The sequence below is a fragment of the Tardiphaga sp. OK245 genome, assembly GCF_900108575.1.
Classification (GTDB): Bacteria; Pseudomonadota; Alphaproteobacteria; order Rhizobiales; family Xanthobacteraceae; genus Tardiphaga; species Tardiphaga robiniae.
The window spans coordinates 637,520-656,853 of the sequence record NZ_FNWZ01000002.1 but is presented as its reverse complement, the minus strand read 5'-3'; the positions used below and the strand labels follow the sequence as shown (position 1 = coordinate 656,853).

At 63.2% G+C, this 19,334-nt stretch carries 20 protein-coding genes and 1 tRNA gene; 8 read left to right on the top strand and 13 right to left on the bottom strand.

From position 1 onward, the window contains the following. The first annotated feature begins 74 nt into the window (after positions 1-74). Together BLW80_RS09770 and BLW80_RS09765 are read left to right on the top strand one after the other, a co-directional pair. Positions 75-305: a DUF1674 domain-containing protein gene (locus tag BLW80_RS09770; protein ID WP_115033144.1), complete on the top strand. Its 231-nt coding sequence runs from the start codon at positions 75-77 to the stop codon at positions 303-305. A 111-nt stretch (positions 306-416) separates the two neighbouring features. Beyond that, positions 417-932 (top strand): thermonuclease family protein, encoded by a 516-nt coding sequence (locus BLW80_RS09765; RefSeq protein ID WP_231078668.1) that lies wholly within the window; start codon positions 417-419, stop codon positions 930-932. Between the two features lie 63 nt (positions 933-995). Here the strand turns inward: BLW80_RS09765 and BLW80_RS09760 are convergent, their stop codons facing one another. The 3 genes from BLW80_RS09760 to acs form a co-directional block, all read right to left on the bottom strand. Then, the gene (locus BLW80_RS09760) at positions 996-1,511 is read right to left on the bottom strand and encodes a L,D-transpeptidase (RefSeq protein ID WP_093757775.1); all 516 of its coding nucleotides are present in this window, start codon (positions 1,509-1,511) and stop codon (positions 996-998) included. A gap of 273 nt (positions 1,512-1,784) precedes the next feature. Then, entirely contained in the window at positions 1,785-2,906 is a 1,122-nt protein-coding gene (locus tag BLW80_RS09755; RefSeq protein ID WP_093757774.1) for a Kelch repeat-containing protein, read from the bottom strand. 40 nt (positions 2,907-2,946) lie between these two features. Then, positions 2,947-4,896, bottom strand: a complete 1,950-nt coding sequence (gene acs / locus BLW80_RS09750; RefSeq protein ID WP_170849623.1) for an acetate--CoA ligase — start codon at positions 4,894-4,896, stop codon at positions 2,947-2,949. A 358-nt stretch (positions 4,897-5,254) separates the two neighbouring features. Between acs and BLW80_RS09745 the strand changes: the two genes are divergently transcribed. After that, positions 5,255-6,361, top strand: coding sequence for a DNA topoisomerase IB (locus tag BLW80_RS09745; protein WP_089263196.1), 1,107 nt, complete (start codon positions 5,255-5,257; stop codon positions 6,359-6,361). Here BLW80_RS09745 and BLW80_RS09740 read toward each other — a convergent pair whose 3' ends face one another. The 4 genes from BLW80_RS09740 to tsaD are packed head-to-tail and all read right to left on the bottom strand — an operon-like array spanning position 6,362 to position 9,521. Then, positions 6,362-7,039 carry a class I SAM-dependent methyltransferase gene (locus BLW80_RS09740; protein WP_244528082.1) on the bottom strand — a complete coding sequence of 226 codons (678 nt, stop codon included), beginning with the start codon at positions 7,037-7,039 and terminating at the stop codon, positions 6,362-6,364. Next, positions 7,036-7,449, bottom strand: coding sequence for an EVE domain-containing protein (locus tag BLW80_RS09735; protein ID WP_093757772.1), 414 nt, complete (start codon positions 7,447-7,449; stop codon positions 7,036-7,038). The genes BLW80_RS09740 and BLW80_RS09735 overlap by 4 nt, the downstream gene beginning before the upstream one ends. A 7-nt stretch (positions 7,450-7,456) precedes the next feature. Further along, on the bottom strand, positions 7,457-8,437 hold the full coding sequence (locus BLW80_RS09730) for an NAD(P)H-dependent glycerol-3-phosphate dehydrogenase (RefSeq protein WP_093757771.1): 981 nt from the start codon (positions 8,435-8,437) through the stop codon (positions 7,457-7,459). 10 nt (positions 8,438-8,447) lie between these two features. After that, positions 8,448-9,521 carry a tRNA (adenosine(37)-N6)-threonylcarbamoyltransferase complex transferase subunit TsaD gene (gene tsaD, locus BLW80_RS09725; RefSeq protein WP_093757770.1) on the bottom strand — a complete coding sequence of 358 codons (1,074 nt, stop codon included), beginning with the start codon at positions 9,519-9,521 and terminating at the stop codon, positions 8,448-8,450. A 145-nt stretch (positions 9,522-9,666) separates the two neighbouring features. Here tsaD and BLW80_RS09720 point away from each other — a divergent pair, with 145 nt between their 5' ends. The 4 genes from BLW80_RS09720 to BLW80_RS09705 all read left to right on the top strand — a co-directional run bounded on the left by BLW80_RS09720 (position 9,667) and on the right by BLW80_RS09705 (position 13,586). Next, entirely contained in the window at positions 9,667-10,413 is a 747-nt protein-coding gene (locus BLW80_RS09720; protein ID WP_093757769.1) for a uroporphyrinogen-III synthase, read from the top strand. Positions 10,414-10,469: 56 nt separating this feature from the next. After that, positions 10,470-11,633: a COG4223 family protein gene (locus BLW80_RS09715; RefSeq protein WP_093757768.1), complete on the top strand. Its 1,164-nt coding sequence runs from the start codon at positions 10,470-10,472 to the stop codon at positions 11,631-11,633. Positions 11,634-11,640: 7 nt separating this feature from the next. Beyond that, positions 11,641-13,356 carry a heme biosynthesis protein HemY gene (locus tag BLW80_RS09710; protein ID WP_093757767.1) on the top strand — a complete coding sequence of 572 codons (1,716 nt, stop codon included), beginning with the start codon at positions 11,641-11,643 and terminating at the stop codon, positions 13,354-13,356. Between the two features lie 154 nt (positions 13,357-13,510). After that, positions 13,511-13,586: transfer RNA gene (locus BLW80_RS09705), tRNA-Thr, on the top strand. A gap of 56 nt (positions 13,587-13,642) precedes the next feature. On the opposite strand, the gene BLW80_RS09700 is transcribed toward BLW80_RS09705, so the two are convergent. From BLW80_RS09700 to BLW80_RS09675, 6 genes are read right to left on the bottom strand one after another with little or no spacing between them, the layout of a single operon-like run. Continuing rightward, positions 13,643-14,461, bottom strand: a complete 819-nt coding sequence (locus BLW80_RS09700) for an ABC transporter ATP-binding protein (protein WP_244528081.1) — start codon at positions 14,459-14,461, stop codon at positions 13,643-13,645. Further along, the gene (rutD, locus tag BLW80_RS09695; protein WP_093757766.1) at positions 14,458-15,258 is read right to left on the bottom strand and encodes a pyrimidine utilization protein D; all 801 of its coding nucleotides are present in this window, start codon (positions 15,256-15,258) and stop codon (positions 14,458-14,460) included. The genes BLW80_RS09700 and rutD overlap by 4 nt, the downstream gene beginning before the upstream one ends. Positions 15,259-15,289: 31 nt before the next feature. Further along, a complete protein-coding gene (locus BLW80_RS09690) occupies positions 15,290-16,081 on the bottom strand; it encodes an ABC transporter permease (RefSeq protein ID WP_089263216.1) in 792 nt (263 codons plus the stop codon). A gap of 1 nt (position 16,082) precedes the next feature. Further along, entirely contained in the window at positions 16,083-16,469 is a 387-nt protein-coding gene (gene rutC / locus BLW80_RS09685; RefSeq protein WP_093757765.1) for a pyrimidine utilization protein C, read from the bottom strand. A gap of 7 nt (positions 16,470-16,476) precedes the next feature. Further along, on the bottom strand, positions 16,477-17,205 hold the full coding sequence (gene rutB / locus BLW80_RS09680; protein ID WP_093757764.1) for a pyrimidine utilization protein B: 729 nt from the start codon (positions 17,203-17,205) through the stop codon (positions 16,477-16,479). Beyond that, positions 17,205-18,218, bottom strand: coding sequence for an ABC transporter substrate-binding protein (locus BLW80_RS09675; RefSeq protein WP_093757763.1), 1,014 nt, complete (start codon positions 18,216-18,218; stop codon positions 17,205-17,207). Before BLW80_RS09675 ends, rutB begins: the two co-directional genes overlap by 1 nt. An 82-nt stretch (positions 18,219-18,300) precedes the next feature. On the opposite strand from BLW80_RS09675, the gene BLW80_RS09670 reads away from it, so the two are divergent. Continuing rightward, positions 18,301-19,275 (top strand): LysR family transcriptional regulator, encoded by a 975-nt coding sequence (locus BLW80_RS09670; protein ID WP_139285800.1) that lies wholly within the window; start codon positions 18,301-18,303, stop codon positions 19,273-19,275. The last annotated feature ends 59 nt before the right edge of the window (positions 19,276-19,334 follow it).

Below are 19,334 nucleotides of genomic sequence, written 5' to 3'. Positions count from 1 at the left end.
CAGTCGAACGGCAACTGTTCGACATTGATTTATGTAACGCGTGCCGCCCTTGCCGGTTCAGCAGGAAACCTGAGATGAACGACATTCCTTCCGAGTCCGCAACGTCTTTGCCGGAGCCTGAGCCGGCACCGAAGAAAGTTTTGACGCCCGCCGCGCAGCGTGCGCTGGCCGAGGCAGAAGAACGTCGGGCTGCAGCTGCAGCAGCGCATACTGCGGCGAAAGCGAAAGAGTTCCAGGGACCTGAAGGCCCGGAGCCCACGCGCTTTGGCGACTGGGAACGTAAGGGCATTGCGTCCGACTTCTAACTCTTCGGATCACTGGGCCAGATTCTTCTGGCTGGTTGTTTCGACTCACATTATCGCAGGACGATGACCCCAGCATCGCGCATTCACCGTGCGTCGCCGTGGCGATCCCGCATGTCCGCGGCGATGCCGTGGGTATTCGTGCTCGGCCTGGCCGCCGGCACCATGCTGCCGGTGAAGCGTTGGCTGCCGTTCCTGCCCGGCGCGGATCAGACCGAGGCCGCCCGCGATTCCGAGGCGATCGTCAGGCGCGCCGGCAATGCTGAGGCGCGCTACCCGATCGAGATGCGCTATGCCATCGACGGCGATACTTTTGGCGCGCGCGTGCATCTTGGGTCCGGCGAGGACGTCAGTGTGCGCATTCGTTTGCGTGGCATCGATGCGCCGGAACTGAAGGGGCAATGCGCGCGCGAGATTCAGAAAGCAGAAACCGCGACGGCCGCACTGACCAAGTTGCTCCGCGAGGGAAGCCTCACGATCTATAATATCGGGCCTGACAAATATCCCGGCCGTGTAGTCGCCGATGTGGCGACCAGGCAAACGCCGAACGTGTCGGCTGCACTGCTCGGTGCTGGTCACGCGCGCGCGTATGGCGGCGGCCATCGCAACGGCTGGTGCGATAACCGCTGAGATCAGCAAAACAAAAAGCCGCGCATCATGCGCGGCTTTTCAGAATAGCGAAGCTGCCAGCGATCAGCGCTGGGTGACGATCACCGGCGTGCCGACCGAGACGCGCGAATAGAGGTCGGTGATGTCTTCGTTGTACATGCGGACGCAACCGTAAGAGACATAGCCGCCGATCGAATTGGGGCGGTTGGTGCCGTGGATGGCATATTCGCCGCCGGCGAGGGTCATCGCAGCAACGCCCATCGGATTAGCTGGCGAACCGCCCGCAATCACATCCGGGATATTCGGATTGTCACGCTTGACGTCGGCGGGCGGAGCCCAGGCCGGCTGGCGGTACTTGCCGTCGATCTTGGTGGCGCCGGCCCACTGTTTGCCGGGCTTGCCGACACCGACGGGATAGCGCACGGCCTGACCCTGTTCGAGCACGAGATACAGCTTACGTTCATTGGTCTTCACGACGATGGTGCCGGGGGCATAGTCGCCGTGGAAGCCGACCACATTGGGCGCTGCCTGCGCGGTGGGGGACATCAGGACGCCAACGACAACGGTGGCTGCCAGCGCACGAGCAATCTTCAAGGACATCGATCTCTCCAGTTCGGCCCGGCCGGTAGCGGCCGACGAGGTCGTGCCGCCTCTCAAGGCGACGAAAACAATTGCACACGGGAAATTCTCAACCAGTCGCGTAAACAACCGGTCTCTGCCAGCGCGGGGGAGTGCGCCAACGAGCGCCTAAAGAGGAAATCCGCTGAACAAAGTAAATGCCCGGAAAACAACACTCGCTCTAAATTGGCCGGGGGTGGCCATCCGGCCCTGACAATCGCGTGAGGCCAGCCAGATGCAATGCGTTGGAGGTCACTAGGCCAGCGTAAAGGCCTCATGGACGGCGGATTGTACCGCGCCGCCGAGGACAGCACCGCCACCAGCCACATAGATCCAGTCGCCAATAACCGTGGCGCCGACCGCATGGCGCGGGGTCAGCATCGGCGCGTGGCTCTGCCAGGTGTCGGAGGCCGGGTCGTAGCTTTCCATCTGTCCGTACACCTTGCCTTGGGTGAGCTGGCCGTTCTGCACCACGCCGGATTCGCCGCCCATGGCGAACAGCCGGTCGCGATACACCACAAGGCCATGGCCCGAACGGGTCGTCGGCAGTGCGGCGCGCAGCTCCCATGTGTCGCGCTCGGGCAGATACACATGGTGCAGATCGGTATTGTACTCGAACGTATTGAAGCGCCCGCCGATCACGTGGATCACGCCGCGCGTGGCGACGCAGCCGACATGGTCGCGCGCACCGGGCAGTGCCTTGCGGGTCTCCCATTTGTCGGTCTTGGGATCGTAGACTTCGTGCCAGCTGACACTGGCGCGCTCTGCCGCGGGTTCCGACGCGCCGCCGATCAGATGGATCTTGCCGTTCAGCGCGACCGCAGCGCCGGCACCGCGCGGTCTCGGCAACGGCGCGATCGTATCCCAGCGATTGGCAGCGACATCATAGGCATAGGCGTTCTGGTCCGAGCCGCGGTTCTGCTGCATGAAGCCGCCGAGCGCATAGACGCGGCCGGCATCGGCAGCGACCGAGACATGGTTGGCGCCGCGCGGCAGGGGCGCTGCGTCGAGCCACTGATCTGAAGCGGGATCGTAGACATGGTGATAGGGGCGGTCGACACGGCCTTCGCCGTAGCCACCGACGATATGCATACGATCGGCCCATGATGTCGCCCAGGCCATCTCACTGCGCGGCAATGGCAGCGCAGCGCGCGATATCCACTTGCCTTGCAGCCCTTTCGGCGCCGGACTCTCTGTGACGCGCTGCGCCTCCTGCTCGGGCGTCATGTGATGCGGTACGCCACCTTGCAATTTGGCGTAGGGCTCTTTCGACGATGGTGCCGCAGGCAATGCGGGATGACCGGCATGTTGCGCACGGGCGGAGGCTCCGCCCGCAACAACTGCAGCACTTCCCAACACGAATGACCGACGATCCATCACATCACTCCGCGCCTGCCGATAGACTAGGGGTGAGTTGTTACGCCCCCGGCTTCTTGTTCTGCCGATGCTCGACGAGGTCGGTGACCACGGCGGGATCGGCCAGTGTCGATGTATCACCCAGAGATGACGGTTCATCCTCCGCGATCTTGCGCAGGATTCGCCGCATGATCTTGCCGGAGCGGGTCTTTGGCAGGCCCGGCGCGAACTGAATGAGATCAGGCGAGGCGATCGGGCCGATATCCTTGCGGACCCAGGCTACCAGCTCCTTGCGCAGCTCTTCCGTCGGCTCGACGCCGTTCATCAGCGTGACATAAGCGTAGATGCCCTGGCCCTTGATGTCGTGCGGATAGCCGACCACGGCGGCCTCGGATACTTTCTCATGCGCAACCAGCGACGATTCCACTTCCGCGGTGCCCATGCGGTGGCCGGAGACATTGATGACGTCGTCGACGCGGCCGGTGATCCAGTAATAACCGTCGGCATCGCGGCGGCAGCCGTCGCCGGTGAAGTACTTGTTCTTGTAGGTCGAGAAATAGGTCTGTTCGAAACGGGCGTGATCGCCATAGACCGTCCGCATCTGGCCAGGCCATGACTTGGCGATGCAGAGATTGCCCGAGGTCTCGCCGTCGAGCACCTTGCCGTCGGCATCGACGATCTCGGGCACGACACCAAAGAACGGCCGCGTCGCCGAGCCGGGCTTGAGTTTCGTCGCGCCGGGCAGAGGCGTGATGAGAATGCCGCCGGTCTCGGTCTGCCACCAGGTGTCGACGATCGGCGCCCGCGCCTCGCCGACCACGTGATAGTACCACTCCCAGGCTTCCGGATTGATCGGCTCGCCGACCGATCCCAGCAATCGCAGGCTCTTGCGCGAGGTTTTCTTCACCGGCTCGTCGCCGGCCTGCATCAGCGCGCGGATCGCGGTCGGTGCGGTGTAGAAAATATTGACCTGATGCTTGTCGATGACTTCCCAGAAGCGCGACATCGACGGATAGTTCGGCACGCCTTCGAACATCAGCGTGGTCGCGCCGTTGGCCAGCGGCCCATAGAGAATGTAGCTGTGACCGGTCACCCAGCCGACGTCGGCGGTGCACCAGTAGACATCACCCTCGTGATAGTCGAACACGTATTGATGCGTCATCGAGGCGAACAGCAGATAGCCGCCAGTGGTGTGCAGCACGCCCTTGGGCTGGCCGGTGGAGCCCGACGTGTAGAGGATGAACAGCGGATCTTCCGCATTCATCGGCTCGCAGGGGCATTCGGTGGTCACGACTTCGGCGGCCTCGCGATACCAGAAGTCACGGGCGGGATCCATATTCACCGGCGTGCCGGTGTGTTTGACGACGACGACCCAGTCGACACCGCCGGCCTTGGCGACCGCGGCATCGACATTGTTCTTTAGCGGCACCTTCTTGCCGCCGCGCAGGCCTTCATCGGCGGTGATGATGATCTTCGACTGGCAGTCAGTGATGCGCTGCGCCAGCGAGTCCGGCGAGAAACCGGCGAAGACCACTGAATGGACCGCGCCGATGCGCGCGCAGGCCAGCATCGCGTAAGCGGCTTCTGGAATCATCGGCAGATAGATGGTGACGCGGTCGCCTTTGCCGATATTGCGGTTGCGCAACACGTTGGCCATCTTGCAAACTTCGTCGTGCAGTTCCTGATAGCTGATGTGCTTCGACTGCGAGGGGTCGTCGCCTTCCCAGATGATCGCGGTCTGGTTGGCGCGCTTCGGTAGATGGCGGTCGATGCAATTATAGGCGGCGTTCAATACGCCATCCTCAAACCACTTGATCGAGATCTTGCCTGGGGCAAAGGACGTGTTTTCGATCTTGGTGGGGGCGTGGCTCCAGTTGAGGCGCTTGGCCTGCTCGGCCCAGAAGCCGTTGGAATCGCTGATCGAGCGCGCATACATCTCGTTGTATTTTGCGTCATCGACGAAGGCGCGCGTCGTCCACTCAGCCGGTACGTCGTAAATCTTGTCGGACATCGTCCCCTCCACCACCGTGCGACCGCTGCGCGAATTCGCCGCCAGCCGGTTCTCGTTGCGCGCAATATGCGCCGGCGCGAGATAGCTGGACAAGCGGGGCCGGACTAGGCCTTTGGTCGGTCCGCAAGGTCGCAGCCCCGATCACGTTCGCGTTTTGACGGCTCGGAAACTTCATCATAAAGCCAATTCAGGCGCTAAACGGTAACCAGTAACCAGTAACCGAAATTGCGTGCCTGTGGACTCGCAATAGTTGCGGGAAGCCCCTAAATCGCCCTCGCAGGGACGGCCAAGCGGCCCGGAACCAAAAATCAATAAACGGCATTAGCAGAGACACAGGGCCGACGAGGCAGATAACACTATGATGGAACAGCAGAATTTCGCGCCTTCCCGGGCCGTTTCCGCCCGTTCCGTCGCGCGGCCAGCCCGTATGGCCAAGCCAAGCCCCGCGAGTGTGGAGGTTTTGGCCCGTGAAATGGGCCTGAAGCTCGGAGATCAGTCTGAGCTGACGATCCGCCGGCTCAAGCGCGGAAAATCTTATTCCTTCGTCAGGGCCAACGGCACCCCGATCAAGCATATCGGGACGATCAAGCGGCTGAACTCCATGGCAGTGCCCCCGGCCTATGCCGAGGTCCGCTATGCCGCTGATCCTACGTCGCATTTGCAGGCCGTAGGCCGCGACGCGGCCGGCCGCCTGCAATACCGCTATCACTCGGATTGGGAGAAGGTCCGCGAGCAACGCAAGGCGCATCGGCTGGCGAAGCTGGTGGCGGCACTGCCGAAGATCCGCCGCAACGTCTCGGCGCTTCTGGCAGGCGACGAGCCGACGCGTGAGTTCGCGCTCGCCGCTGTCATCGAACTCGTCACGCGGACCGCGATCCGTGCCGGCAATGAGAGCTATATGAAGCTGTCGGGCACCCGCGGCGCTACAACGCTGATGAAGTCGAACGTGCAGCTCGAAGACGATTGCATCGTGCTCACCTTCAAAGCCAAGGGCGGCAAGGCAGTGCGCAAGGAGTCCAATGCGTCGAAGCTCGTCCGCGCGATTGGTATCCTGCACGACGTGCCGGGCAAACGCCTGTTCCAGTATCGCGACAATGCTGGCCGCATTCACAAGGTCAACACGGCAGCAGTGAACGCCTTCCTGCGGGATATCGCCGGCATCAAGATTTCACTGAAGGATTTCCGCACTCTGATGGCGTCGGCGACGGTGGCTGAAACCCTGTCACGGATAGAGCCGGCAGCCAGTGAGCGTGGACGCAGGAAGCAGGTGCTCGAAGCCGTGCGGTCGGCGGCGGACGAATTGCAGAACACGGCGGCGATCTGCCGCAAGAGCTATGTGCACGATACCATCGTCACCGCCTTCGAGGACGGCGTGCTCGCGCGCATCGCCGCGACGCAAACGGGCTATCGCTCGCAATCGAAGCGCGAGCAGCTTCTGGCGCAGGTGGTGGCTGAGGCGGGGTAGTTAGGCCAGCGTCCACACCGCCGTGTTCTTGATCTCTGCATCTTCAAGATCGCGCGTCACGGGCACTCTGTATTCCGCGAGCTTGCGCAATTTGTCTTTCGGCAGATAGCTGCGGCCGGGGTCGCCGATCAGGACCGTTGCACCGCGCGCCGCTTGCTCTGAAAGAAATGCAAAGGCGCGCTCTGCGGTGTCGCGTTCATAGAAAATATCGCCTGCCAGAATCGTTTGTGCGGTCGGGACAGATGAGCCGCCGAGCAGATCGTCACCGCGAGCATTGATCGTAACGCCATTTTCAGCCGCGTTCAGTGCGATGGCCGTGCGTGCAAAGGCGTCGATGTCATAGGCGAAGACGCTGCTTGCCCCGGCTTTCATCGCGGCGATAGCCACCAGCCCCGATCCTGTTGCGAAATCGATGATGGTCTTTTCAGCAACATGCCCGGGATGATCGATAACAAAGCGCGCCAGTGCCTGTCCGCCGGCCCAGGCGAAGGCCCAGAACGGTGGCGGCAGTCCGGCTTCGCCGAGTTCTTCCTCAGTCTTGCTCCACAGCGGTACGGCCTCGTCGGCTGTGTGCAGCACAATGTTCGGCACCAGTGGCACCGGTCGCAGGCGCGTATTGGCGCGGATGAAAGCTACGGGATCAGTGATTGCAAGATTGGCCGCGCCGTCGGCGCTCACAATCCGCCCATTTTGCAGACGAGCTTCCACTCCTCCGCGGTCACCGGCTGCACCGAGAGCCGCGACAGTTTCAGCAGCGCCATCTCGCCGAGCTTTGGCTCGGCCTTCACGGCAACGAGCGTCACCGGCGTCTTCAAAGGCTTGTCGGCGGCAATGTCGACGCAGACGAACTTGCCGGATTCGTCGGTCGGGTCGGGATAATGCTCTTTCACGATCTCGACGATCCCGACAACTTCCTTGCCTTCGTTGGAATGATAGAAGAAGGCGCGATCACCTTTCTTCATGGCCATCATGTTGAGCTTGGCGCTGTGGTTGCGCACGCCGGTCCAGGCTTCGCCCTTTTTGCCCTTGGCGACCTGTTGATCCCATGACCATACAGATGGCTCCGATTTCACCAGCCAGTATTTCATCTTGCCTCTAACCTTCTGCCTTGAACGGCCGTGTCAGCAGGCCATCGATTGCCTGATCGATGGTTGCCTGGCCGGCCAGAATTGCAGCCACGGCTTTTGCCACCGGCATATCGACGCCCTTCGACGTCGCAAGCTCGATCAGCACCGGCGCCGTGAATTCGCCTTCGGCGAGTTTGCCAGGCGCCGGCTGTTCGCCGCGGCCCAATGCAACGCCGAGCGAAAAATTACGCGACTGCGCGCTCGAACAGCTCAGGATCAGATCGCCAAGACCTGACAGTCCCGATAGCGTCTCGGTGCGCGCGCCACAAGCGATGCCGAGCCGCAGCAGTTCACTGAAGCCGCGTGTTGTCAGCGCCGCAAGCGCGGAGGCGCCGAGCTGCTTGCCGGCGACGATACCCGCGGCAATCGCCAGTACGTTCTTCGCAGCGCCGCCGATCTCGACGCCGCGCACATCGGTGGAGTGATAGGGACGGAACGTCGCCGAGCCCAAGGCCTGCACGAGTGCGACAGCGACATCCTCGTCGGCGCAAGCCAGCGTCACGGCCGTGGGCAAGCCAGCCGCGACATCGTCAGCGAAATTCGGTCCCGACAGAATGGCAGGGATCGCATGCGGTGCGACGTCGGCGATGACTTCCGTCATGAATTTGTGGCTGCCGCGCTCGATGCCCTTGGCGCAGGCGACCACCGGAACGCCTGCCGGCAATTGCGGCGCAAGCGCCGTCAATGCCTCGCGCAACTGCTGCGACGGGACGGCGAGCAGAATGATATCGGCGCGCGCTGCCAGCGAAAGATCGGCGGTGACGAAGACAGAGTCATCGATGGCAGCGCCGGGCAATCTCGGATTGGCGCGCGATACCTGCATCAGTTCGGCGGCTGCAGTCGAGCGTGCATAAAGCACGGTTTCGCGGCCGGCGCGCGCCGCGACATCGGCCAGCGCCGTGCCGTAAGCACCAGCGCCGATCACCGCCACAGAGTTGAAGTCGGTCATGGTATTCCCGTCAGTAAGCCGCGCGGGATTTGGAATGGCCCGCCGGCGCCTTGGCGTCAGCATCGAGCAGCCAGCGCGCGCGGGGCGGTGCTTCCATCGTGTCGGTGAGTCCTAACGCAAGACGCTCTGCGCCGGCCCAGGCGATCATCGCGCCGTTGTCGGTGCACAGTGCCGGCGGCGGGATGATCAGCGTGGTCTGCGCTTTTGCGGCGACGGCCTGCAGCGCACCGCGGATCGCCTGGTTGGAGGCGACACCGCCGGCTGCGACCAGCGCATGCGGCGGGCCGAATTGTGCTTCGAACAGTCTGAGGCCGACGCTCAATCGATCCGCGGTCGATTCCAGCGCCGCCGCCTGGAAGCTGGCGCAGAGATCCGCGATGTCCTGCTCTTCCAGCGGAATGAGCCGGCTGGCCTCGTTGCGTACCGCAGTCTTGAGACCGGAGAGCGAAAAATTCGCATCGGGCCGGCCAAGCATTGGCCGCGGAAAGGCAAAGCGCTTGGGATCGCCGCCCGATGCGGCGCGTTCCACCTGCGGGCCACCGGGATAGGGCAGTCCGAGCATCTTGGCGACCTTGTCGAAGGCTTCGCCCATGGCGTCATCGACGGTGGTGCCGAGCCGGACATAGTGGCCGACGCCGAGCACCGCGACGATCTGGGTATGACCGCCGGAAACGAGAAACAGGCAATACGGAAACGCCAAGGAAGTGGTCAGCCGCGGCGTCAGCGCATGGGCTTCGAGATGGTTCACGGCCACCAGCGGGGTGTCATGCACCATGGCTATGGCTTTTGCGGTGGTGAGACCAACAATGACGCCGCCGATCAGGCCGGGCCCGGCCGCCGCCGCAACGCCGCTTAGCTGCGCGAAATTGACGTCGGCGTCCTTCATGGCGCGGCCGACGATGCCGTCGAGCAGGTCGATATGGGCACGCGCGGCGATCTCGGGCACCACGCCGCCATAGGGCGCGTGGTCGCTGATCTGCGAATGCACGATATTGGACAGGATCTTGCCGCTGCCGTCGGGCTGGCGTTCGATAACGGCGGCCGCGGTCTCATCGCAGGTCGTCTCGATTCCCAGCACCAGCATCGGTTGGTCGGTGGTCACTATCGGTCCTTGCTAAATCAGCCAAATCCGGGCTTTTCCTGTCCCCGGCGTAGCATTGCGGGGTTGCAAGGTGCAATCACTCGATGCCCTGCGTGGCATGCGAGACCCCCGAAACCGGACCTCAGATATGGCTATTCTCGTCACTCGCCCGCAGCCGGACACTACCCGCACCGCCGCCGTCTTGCGCGCGCGGGGCTTCGAGGTGCTGGCGGCGCCGATGCTGCGCTTCGAAAAGGTGATGCTGTCCATCGATTCGGATGCGGATTTCGGCGCGGTGATCGTGACGTCGTCCAATGCGCTACGCGCACTCGCCGATCAGCCGGTGCAGGCAACCCTGCTTCACCTGCCGCTGTTCGCGGTCGGTGACCGGACCGCAGAGACCGCGCGCGATCTCGGCTTTGCCAAGGTCGTGTCCGCCGAAGGTGATGCTGCGGCGCTGCGGGACCTATTGACGGAGAGCAGCAAGAGCAAGCTGCTGAACAAGACCCGCCCGCTCCTTTATCTGGCCGGCGCCGATCTTGCGCGGGATCTCGCTGGCGAACTCGGTGCGCGCGGTTTCACGGTGGTGACACAAACCACCTACCGGATGATGCCGGTGGCCGATCTGCCGGATGATGTTGCTGCGGCCTTCGTGGCCGGCAGAATCGAGGCTGTGCTGCATTATTCGCGGCGGAGCGCGCGGGCATTCTTCCAGGCGGTGGGCTTATCGGGCGTCGAGATCGCTGCCCTCGCAGTTCCACACTATTGCCTTTCAGCTGCGGTCGGTACGATTGCGCATGATGCCGGAGCCAGCCAGGTCGTGGTGGCGCAGACCCCGGACGAAAATGCCCTGCTCGCGGCGCTGGACCGTGCCATCGCGCCATTATCGCGTTAAGACTGCTGTGACCAAATCCCGGTAGGGATCGGGCATGTCACGAGGGAACCGACGCCATGGCCGACGATAATGAGACGGGATCGTCTCCGGATGCCGGTCGGCCCAAGCGGCCGCCGCCAACCATCGAATTGACGGCTGCCGAGGTCACCGAGCGTCCGGCTGCAGCGGAGCCTGCGGTACCGGAAACAGCATCGGAGTCCGTCGATACCGCACCGTCGGACATGCCGCCGTCCGAGCCCGCCGCGGAGGCTGCGGTTGAAAAGCAGGCGCCCGTCTCGCCTGCGCGTGCACCTGTCCTGGTTCCCGCCGCCGTTGGCGCGGTTGCCGGTGCGCTTGTCGCCGGAATTGCATGGTTCGGCCTGAGCGGCATTGCATCGAGCGATAAGGCAGATGTCGATGCGCTGACCTCTCGCATTGCGCAGATCGAAGCGCGCCCGGTCGCTGCGCCGGATACGGGGCTGGCAACGCGGATCGATACGCTCGAGAAATCCATCGCGGGATTGCGCGGCGATCTCACTGCCGCGAAGACACAATCGGATCGTGTCGTCGCCGACATCAATCAACTCAAATCCGCGCCGCGTACCGCGACCGGTGTGGTCGATCTCGGGCCGATCAATGAGCGGCTCGGGCAGATCGAACGTGCAGCCGGCGAGTTGAAGTATTCGGCCGCCCAACAGAATACCAAACCTTTCGATGACACGGTCTTGCGCCGTGTCGTTGCGGCGTCGTTGCTCGATACGTCGGTGCGTCAAGGTGAGCCCTTTGCGACGGCGCTTGCGGCGGTCAAACCGCTTGCCGGCAATGCCAATCAGCTGAAGCCGCTCGATGCGTTTGCAATGACGGGCGTACCAAACGCAGTCGCGCTCAGCCGTGAACTGCTTGCAGTGTTACCGAAGCTCACACCCGCTCCGGCGGACACGCCTGCGGTAGGCGCAGGTTTCATGGATCGTCTGCAGGCCGGCGCGGCCAAGCTGGTGCGCATCGAGCGCACCGATGCTGTCGGCGCAGGTAGCAACAGCGGCGCTGTGTCACGCGCGTCTGCGGCTGCGCGCAGCAACGATATCGCCACGGCCAGGCGTGAGTTGCTGACGCTGTCGCCAGCGGATCGTGCCGTGGTTCAGCCCTGGCTCGATAGAGTCGATATGCGCGATGCAGCGCTGGCGGCTTCACGTCAATTCGCAGCCGACGCGATGGCGGCGCTTTCCAAACCGGCGCCATAGGAATCCGATGTTCCGCATTATTCTGTTTCTTGTGTTGATAGCACTTGCGGCCGCTGGCGCCGCCTGGGTCGCCGATCAGCCCGGCGATGTCGTGATATCCTGGGGCGTCTGGCGCGCTTCGCCGTCGGTGCCGGTGTTTGTGCTGGTGCTCGGCCTGACAATCGTCGCGGTGGTGTTCGCCTGGTCGCTCCTGCGTGGTTTGTGGGGCGCGCCGAAGCGAATGCGCCGTCGCCGACATGAAAAGCGTCAGGCACGCGGGCGTCAGGCCATCACCCATGGTCTGCTGGCGATCGGGCAGGGCGATGGCCACGCCGCGCGGCGTCATGCCGATATCGCCAAGCGTTTGACGGCTGACGATCCGCTCGCTCTGTTGCTGCATGCCCAGTCCGCCCAGCTCGATGGCGATCGTGCCGGTGCGCATCGTGCGTTTCAGGCGATGGCTGAGCGGGGTGATACGCGGCTGCTGGGTCTGCGCGGCCTGTTCATCGAGGCGCAGCGCAGCGACGATCCCGTCGCCGCCGTGACGATTGCCGAAGAAGCGCTGAAACTGTCGCCGGCATCGACATGGGCGTCGCAAGCCGTTCTTGGCTTCCGCTGCGCGCAGAGCGATTGGACCGGCGCGCTGAAAATCCTCGACAACAATTTTGCCTCTGGCCTGATCGATCGCGCGGCGTTTCGTCGGCAGCGCGGCGTGCTGCTCACCGCGCGTGCGCTGGAGCTTGAGACACAAGATCGCGATCTGTCCCGCGACAGCGTGACCGAGGCGATCAAGCTTGCGCCAACTTTGGTGCCAGCCGCCGTTCTCGCCAGCCGATTCCAGAGCGAGGCGCATCAGACCCGTCGGGCAATGAAGATCATCGAGACAGCGTGGCTGGCGCAGCCGCATCCGGATCTCGCCGACGCCTATGCCCATGTGAAGCTCGGCGATTCCGCGCGGCAGCGGCTGGTGCGTGTCGAGACGCTGGCGTCGAAAGCGCCAGGCCATATCGAAGGCGCGCTGGCGATCGCCCGTGCGGCTATCGATGCCGCCGAATTCACACGCGCCCGCGAAGCACTGGCGCCGTTTACGGCCGACTCCACCCAGCGCGTTGCGATGCTGATGGCGGAAATCGAACGTACCGAACATGGCGACAGCGGCCGTGCCCGCGCTTGGACATTGCGTGCCGTGCGCGCGTTGCATGATCCGGTCTGGACCGCCGACGGCTATGTGTCCGATCGCTGGCGGCCGGTATCGCCGGTCACCGGACGGATCGATGCGTTCCAGTGGCAGACGCCGTTGGCCGCGCTGCCGTCGGACAGAGCCTCGACGATTGAGACCGAGATTTTGCGCGAAACCGTGCTGGCTCCGCCGCCCGCGATGCCAAAACCCGTGGTGCCCGTGCCGGTCGAAGTCACACCCTCCGCGCCGGCTCAGGACCTCGCGGTGGAACCTGAAGTACCAGCACAGCCCGAGCCGGCGGCCGATGCCGCGCCCGAGCCCGCCGAAGCGCCGCCGCCGCTCCCGAAACCGGCCCCCGCGCCGCCACCGCTGTTCCGCGACCGCAGCGATATCGCCAGCGCCGTGAAGCCCGCGGTGGCTATTCCGGCCGTCATTCCCATCGTCAGGCCCCCGGACGATCCGGGCGTGGACGAGGCGGACGATTATCGCGATGAATTCGCCGAGCTGAATGCAGGCCAGCAACAGGGCGGTTGGCGCGGGTTTCTACGGCGCTGGGGCGGATAACAGCCCCGATTCAGGCCGAAATGGTCGGTTTCGGCGGGTGGGTCGCTCAGTTTTTCGGTTGCCGGAGAGGTCTCGGCTTCTTGCAAAGCAACGCCCCGGGCGATATCAGATGCCCCAGCGTTTTCGGCCGAAAAGCCGAATCGCCGCTTGGTTCGCCGCAATAGCTCAGTTGGTAGAGCACGTCATTCGTAATGACGGGGTCACAGGTTCGAGTCCTGTTTGCGGCACCAGTTGCGCTCCGGCGCCATCCGTTTCTGTCGCAACAGTCAGTCGCAGCCTTGGCGCGTCACGCGGCCGTGGCCGGCATTTCCAGGTCGGCCCAGATCTTGGCGAAATAGGCCTGGAAGGCAGCATCGGTGCGCAGCGCTACGGGATCGCGGCCTGCCTTGGGCAAATCGATGACATGAAGCGCCCGCACGGTCGCCGGACGTGCGCTGAGCACCAGAACCCGGTCGGCCATGGCGATGGCTTCGCCGATGTCATGGGTGACCAGAATGGCGCTCTTGCCGTTTTCGGCGATGATGCGTGACACGTCGGCCTGCAGCAGTAGACGGGTCTGGAAGTCCAGCGCGGAGAATGGCTCATCCAGCAGGATCACCTGCGGATCGAATGCCAGTGTGCGCATGATGGCCACGCGCTGGCGCATGCCGCCTGACAAGGTTGCGGGCTTGGCATGTTCGAAACCGGCCAGGCCGTAGGCGCGGATCAATTTCATGGCGATGTCGCGCGACGTCTGCCACGGCACGCCGCGTACCTCCAAGCCGAGCATCACATTGTCGATGATGGAACGCCACGGCAGCAACAGATCCTTTTGAAGCATGTAGCCGACATGTCCTGCAGCATCGTCGACGCGGATGCCTGCGACCTCCACATGGCCGCGGGTCGGTTTCAGCAAACCGGCGATGACATTGAACAATGTGGACTTGCCACAGCCGGACGGGCCGACGATGGCCAGGGTTTCGCCTTGTCGCAGTTCAAAGCTGACGTCGCGGATGGCTTCAACATACTGCTTGCCGCTTCCGAAGGATGCGCCGACCTGTTCGGCCTTGAGCACAGCGGATGTGGACGACGACGACGACGTGGCGATTGGTGTCATGGCGTTCATGCGTCCACCTCACTGCAGAAGCCGAGTAGCATGTTATTGAAAACATCGGGGGTCACGGCGGTGAAGGCATGGGCGCCCCATTCCACTTCGTGAACGCGCGCGCCGGGAATGGCGGCAGCCAATTGTTGCGAGAGATAGGCCGGCACTAGGCTGTCGTCCCGCGATGAGGCCAGCAGTGTCGGCGTTGCAATGGTCGCGAGAGCGTCGCCGGGGTCGAAGGCGAGAAACATGTCGATCCGCGCATTCATCGTCGCCGCTGTCGGGAAGTGCGCGAGGATGCGCTCTTCTTCCGCGTCGAGCTGCGCGGCATTGTCGGAAATCCATCGCGGCGGATAGAGAAATAGTGGCTGCGCACGCACATAGGCTTTTGGGCCGGACTGATTCAGGATCTGTTTGCGCACTTCGAAACAGCGCCGCAGGAACGGATCGGCGCGACCCCAGCCGTTCACCACCACCAGGCTGCGCAAGCGCGCGGGGTCGCGCAGGGCAAGTTCAATTCCGACGATGCCGCCGATGGCATGGCCCACCACATGTGCATTGCTGACACCGGCATGGTCGAGCACATGCGCAATGTCGTCGGCCATGCCCGAGATTGATCGTGGCGGCGCGGTGTTATCAGCGCTGCGGCCGGTGCCGACGTGGTCGTAGAGGATGACCTGGTGGCGCTGCGCGAGTGCTGCGACCTGCGGCGCCCAGAACGATCCGCTGCCGCCCATGCCGGCCGACATGAGGATCGCCGTTCCGTGTCCATGAGTTTCGTAATAGATGTCGGCGTCACCGCCGCTTGCATAGGGCATGGGTTGTCTTGCGGGTTCGAGCGATGGAAAGTCAGAAGCGCAGGCGGCGTTCGAGAATGTCGATCGCGCCGTACATCAGTAGCGCCACGGCCATGAGCGCGGCGATGCCGACCCACACGGCGTTCAAATCGTAGAGCACGCCGGCATAATAGATCATGTAGCCGAGGCCCTCTTTCGAGGCGATGTATTCGCCGACGACTGCGCCGATCAGCGCGAAGCCGACATTGAGACGGAAGGCGGACACGATCCACGGCATGGCGCCCGGAATGACGACAGTACGCCAGGTCTTCCATCGGCTGGCACCGAGCGAGCGCATCAACTTGATCAGGTCGCTATCGACTTCCTTGGCGCCCTGTTGCGCGGTGATCACCGCGACGATGAAGGTAATGATGGCGGCGATGGCGATCTTCGACGAGATGCCGATTCCGAACCACACGATAATCAAGGGTGCGAGTGCGATCTTCGGCAAGCCGTTGAGCGCGATGAGATAGGGGCGCAGCACCGCCGCGCTGGTGGGAAACAGCCAGAGCAGCAGCCCGACGGCGCTGCCGGCAATAGTGCCGATCAGGAATCCGGCGATGGCTTCCCAGGCAGTCAGCGCAGCATCGCGCAGGAGTTCTCCGTTGGCGATCAGAATAGAGGCCTTGGCGAAGATGCCGCTTGGCCGTCCGTAGAGATAGACCGCGATCCATTTGAAGCTGATCGCAATTTCCCAGGCAGCAAGTAACAGAGCTAGCAGTGCCACTTGCAGCAGCGCGATCCGCAGGACCGGCGGCATCAGCCGCCGCGCGACATTGGCTTGGGTGGCTTCGATGGTCGTCACATCAAGCTCGCTTGTGTGCGATCGACGCGATCTCGACGAGGCAATCCGGTTTCACCAGTCCGCACTGGATGCAGTAGCGAGCCGGCTTCTCGCCGGGGAAGTATTCGGCATAGACCTTATTGACGGCGCCGTAATTGGCCCAATCGGTTACGAAGATGGAGTTGAAGGTGACATCGGCCATCGTGGCGCCTGCGGCAGTCAGCACGCTCTTGATCGTCTCAAGGATGTGCCGGGTCTGCGCTGCCGCATCGCCGACATGAACGACGTCGTTGTTCTTGTCGAAGGCCAGCGTGCCGGACACATAGATCACGCCATCGGCCATCATGCCGGGCGAGTAAGGTGCGAGCGGCGGATGAGTGCCGGGCGGAATAATCGCGCGATCTGTCATGGGATCCTCAGGCTTTCGTGGAGGTTTCAGTCTGCGCGAATGCGCGGCGGAAATCGGCTGTGCTGGAAACCCAGCCGAAGAAGGTTTCGATGTTGAAGACAGCCGCCTTCTGGACGTAGTCGGGGCCGGCCTGATGCGTCGCGTCTTCGAGCATCACGCCGAAATATTCGAGATGGAAGCCGTCGCGCAGAGTCGATTCCACGCAAACATTGGTGGCAACTCCGCAGAAGACGAGATTGCGGATGCCGCGCGCGCGCAGGATGCTGTCGAACTGGCTGTTGAAGAAGCCGCTGTAGCGCGGCTTCGGTACCACGATGTCGCCGGGCTGCGGCTGGAGTTCATCGACGAGCGCGTAGTCCCAGCCACCCTTGGCGAGCAGGCTGCCTTGCAATTCCGGGCGCGCGCGCATGGTCTTGAGTGCGTTCGATTTGTGCCAGTTCGGGGAGCCCGGACCGCCGGCCTCGACATAGTCGGCGTCCCAGCCGTTCTGGAAATAGATCACAGTGACGCCGGCCTCGCGCGCGACCTCCAGCGTCTCCTTGACGGCCAGGATCGCTGCCTTGGCGCCGGTCACGTCGAAGCCCGCGAGATCCAGATAGCCGTTCGGCGACGCGTAGGCGTTCTGCATGTCGACCACGATGACTGCAGTCTCCTCGACCGCGAGCCGCAACGGCTCGGGGCGTGCGGGCAAGGTGACGTAGCGCCGTTCAGGCGGAAAGCTGGTTGAGACGGACATCACGCCAATCCGAATTCTTTGGTCGCTTTCTCGGCGAAGCGATTGTCGACCATTTGTGCATAGGGAAGCGTCGTTGAGACTGCGCCGCCGCCTTGTTCCAGCAACATCGCGCGATCCCATTCCTCGGCGGAGATGGTGGGGTTTTTCGGGATAGCCGTCTTGCTGCCAAAGAAGTTCTTCGTCGCATTTCCGACCACCGACGGCGAGACTTTCGGAAAGTACTTCTCTGCGACCTCGGTGAAGACAGCATTGTTCTCGTGCATCATCTTCTGCGCCTCGGCGATGGCGTTACAGAAGCCTTGCACCGCCTCCGGGTTGGAGGCGATCACGTCTTCGGTGGCCATGGCCGTCGTGAAACACAGCGGACCAAGCAGATCGGCGAATGATAGCGACGGTACGAGGCCAAACTGTTCGGCGCCGATGCTGATATCCCATTCGAATGCGGTGGCGATGTCGGCACGGCCATCCTTGACGGCTGCGGCCTGGGCGCCCGGTGGCAATTCTAGGAAGGTGACGCCCGCTTCCTTGGGGTCGAACTTGCCGACCGTCTTCATCGCGTAAGTCGGGACCTGGATCGTCGAGGACGGAAATTTCAGCGTCGCGATGGTCTTGCCGCGGAGATCATCGATGGTGGTGATCTTGGCGTCCGGGCGGGTCATTCCCCACATCGATACGCCGCCGACGATTTTGGCGATATTCTTGAGCTTGCCGCCTTCACGCGTGGCGTTGACCGACATGCCAGGGCTGGTGACCCCGATCTGGCCGCGGCCGGACAGCAGGATCGGCACCGGCAGGGCGATGCCGCCCGCGGTCGACAGGTCGGTGTCGAGGCCATGTTTGGCGAACAGGCCCTTATCGGCGGCGACATAGAGCGAGGCATACATGCCGAGCCGGATGGCCTCGGACACCAGAACCTTGCGGCCGGCGGCAAAGGCCGGGCCTCCCAGGCCTGCGAACGGTGCCGTTGCGGCGCCGATGAGCGAATATTTGAGTAGGTTGCGCCTGTCGATCATGCCTCTGTCCCTCGCCGCCATTGCCGATGTCAGATGGTGCGCTGCATAGTTTTTAGCCGCAGCGCGTTTTCGCATAAAATTCTTGCACCCGTTAATTTCATTAACAAGTCGGGAAAAACAGATATATTTATCTGTGATGCTTATGAATATTGACCTCCGGCAACTCCGTGCCTTCGCCGAGGTGGTTCAGGCTGGCAGCTTCAGCCGGGCTGCGCGGAAACTTGGCGTTTCCCAGTCTGCCCTCAGCCAGGCCGTTCGCCAGCTCGAGGACGAGCTGCAGGTCCGGCTGCTGGACCGGACGACGCGCAGCGTCCAGCTCAGCAAGGTCGGTGCCGAATTCCTGCCGGGGATCCAACGCCTGCTGGCGGATCTCGATCACCAAATTCAGGATTTACGCGATCTGCGCGAGCATCGCCGCGGTCATGTTACGGTGGCCTGCGTGCCGTCGGTGGCGTTGCGTCTGATGCCGGTGGTGTTGGCGAACTTCCAGCGCGAATATCCCATGGTGAGCGTGACGCTCAAGGAAGTGTCACGGCATCAGATCATTGCCGGGCTGCGCAGCGGCGACGCCGAGCTCGGCATTGCCAATGTGCCGGGTGAGGATGCGGATCTTGACGCGACGAAGCTGCTGACGGATCGTTTTGCGCTGGTGATGCGGCGGGATCATCAGCTGGCGTCACAAAGCACCGTGAACTGGATGGACGGCGTCGCTGCAGGCATGATCGCAATGGCGACCGGCACCGGGATCCGGTTGGAAATGGAACGCGGTCTGCAGGAACTGGGGCGTAGCAGCCCGCTGCATGAGGCCGAACACCCGGCGACCCTGCTCGCCATGGTCGAGGCCGGCGTCGGCGTGGCGCCGTTGCCCGGTTTGGCGTTGCCCGCGACCGACCATCCGGTACTGACCTTCCGCAGGCTGCTCGATCCGGTCATCGAGCGCGACCTGTATCTGATCCGACGCGTTGGGCGTGACTTGTCGCCGGCCGGTCGGGCGCTTTACCGCGGCATCCAGCTCGTGGCGCAATCGATCCGCGAGCGCACCGCCGCCGGGTGGTAGCGAACACGCTTTGACCTTGCTCTCATGAGTCCCTATTTTGGGATGAACAGTCCTATTCC

Excerpts from the sequence above, each read along its gene's own strand:
- BLW80_RS09770 (WP_115033144.1), top strand. The coding sequence starts at position 75 with ATGAACGACATTCCTTCCGAGTCCGCAACGTCTTTGCCGGAGCCTGAG.
- BLW80_RS09765 (WP_231078668.1), top strand. The coding sequence starts at position 417 with ATGTCCGCGGCGATGCCGTGGGTATTCGTGCTCGGCCTGGCCGCCGGC.
- BLW80_RS09760 (WP_093757775.1), bottom strand. The coding sequence starts at position 1,511 with ATGTCCTTGAAGATTGCTCGTGCGCTGGCAGCCACCGTTGTCGTTGGC.
- BLW80_RS09755 (WP_093757774.1), bottom strand. The coding sequence starts at position 2,906 with ATGGATCGTCGGTCATTCGTGTTGGGAAGTGCTGCAGTTGTTGCGGGC.
- acs (WP_170849623.1), bottom strand. The coding sequence starts at position 4,896 with ATGTCCGACAAGATTTACGACGTACCGGCTGAGTGGACGACGCGCGCC.
- BLW80_RS09745 (WP_089263196.1), top strand. The coding sequence starts at position 5,255 with ATGATGGAACAGCAGAATTTCGCGCCTTCCCGGGCCGTTTCCGCCCGT.
- BLW80_RS09735 (WP_093757772.1), bottom strand. The coding sequence starts at position 7,449 with ATGAAATACTGGCTGGTGAAATCGGAGCCATCTGTATGGTCATGGGAT.
- BLW80_RS09730 (WP_093757771.1), bottom strand. The coding sequence starts at position 8,437 with ATGACCGACTTCAACTCTGTGGCGGTGATCGGCGCTGGTGCTTACGGC.
- tsaD (WP_093757770.1), bottom strand. The coding sequence starts at position 9,521 with ATGCTGGTGCTGGGAATCGAGACGACCTGCGATGAGACCGCGGCCGCC.
- BLW80_RS09720 (WP_093757769.1), top strand. The coding sequence starts at position 9,667 with ATGGCTATTCTCGTCACTCGCCCGCAGCCGGACACTACCCGCACCGCC.
- BLW80_RS09715 (WP_093757768.1), top strand. The coding sequence starts at position 10,470 with ATGGCCGACGATAATGAGACGGGATCGTCTCCGGATGCCGGTCGGCCC.
- BLW80_RS09710 (WP_093757767.1), top strand. The coding sequence starts at position 11,641 with ATGTTCCGCATTATTCTGTTTCTTGTGTTGATAGCACTTGCGGCCGCT.
- BLW80_RS09700 (WP_244528081.1), bottom strand. The coding sequence starts at position 14,461 with ATGAACGCCATGACACCAATCGCCACGTCGTCGTCGTCGTCCACATCC.
- rutD (WP_093757766.1), bottom strand. The coding sequence starts at position 15,258 with ATGCCCTATGCAAGCGGCGGTGACGCCGACATCTATTACGAAACTCAT.
- rutC (WP_093757765.1), bottom strand. The coding sequence starts at position 16,469 with ATGACAGATCGCGCGATTATTCCGCCCGGCACTCATCCGCCGCTCGCA.
- rutB (WP_093757764.1), bottom strand. The coding sequence starts at position 17,205 with ATGTCCGTCTCAACCAGCTTTCCGCCTGAACGGCGCTACGTCACCTTG.
- BLW80_RS09675 (WP_093757763.1), bottom strand. The coding sequence starts at position 18,218 with ATGATCGACAGGCGCAACCTACTCAAATATTCGCTCATCGGCGCCGCA.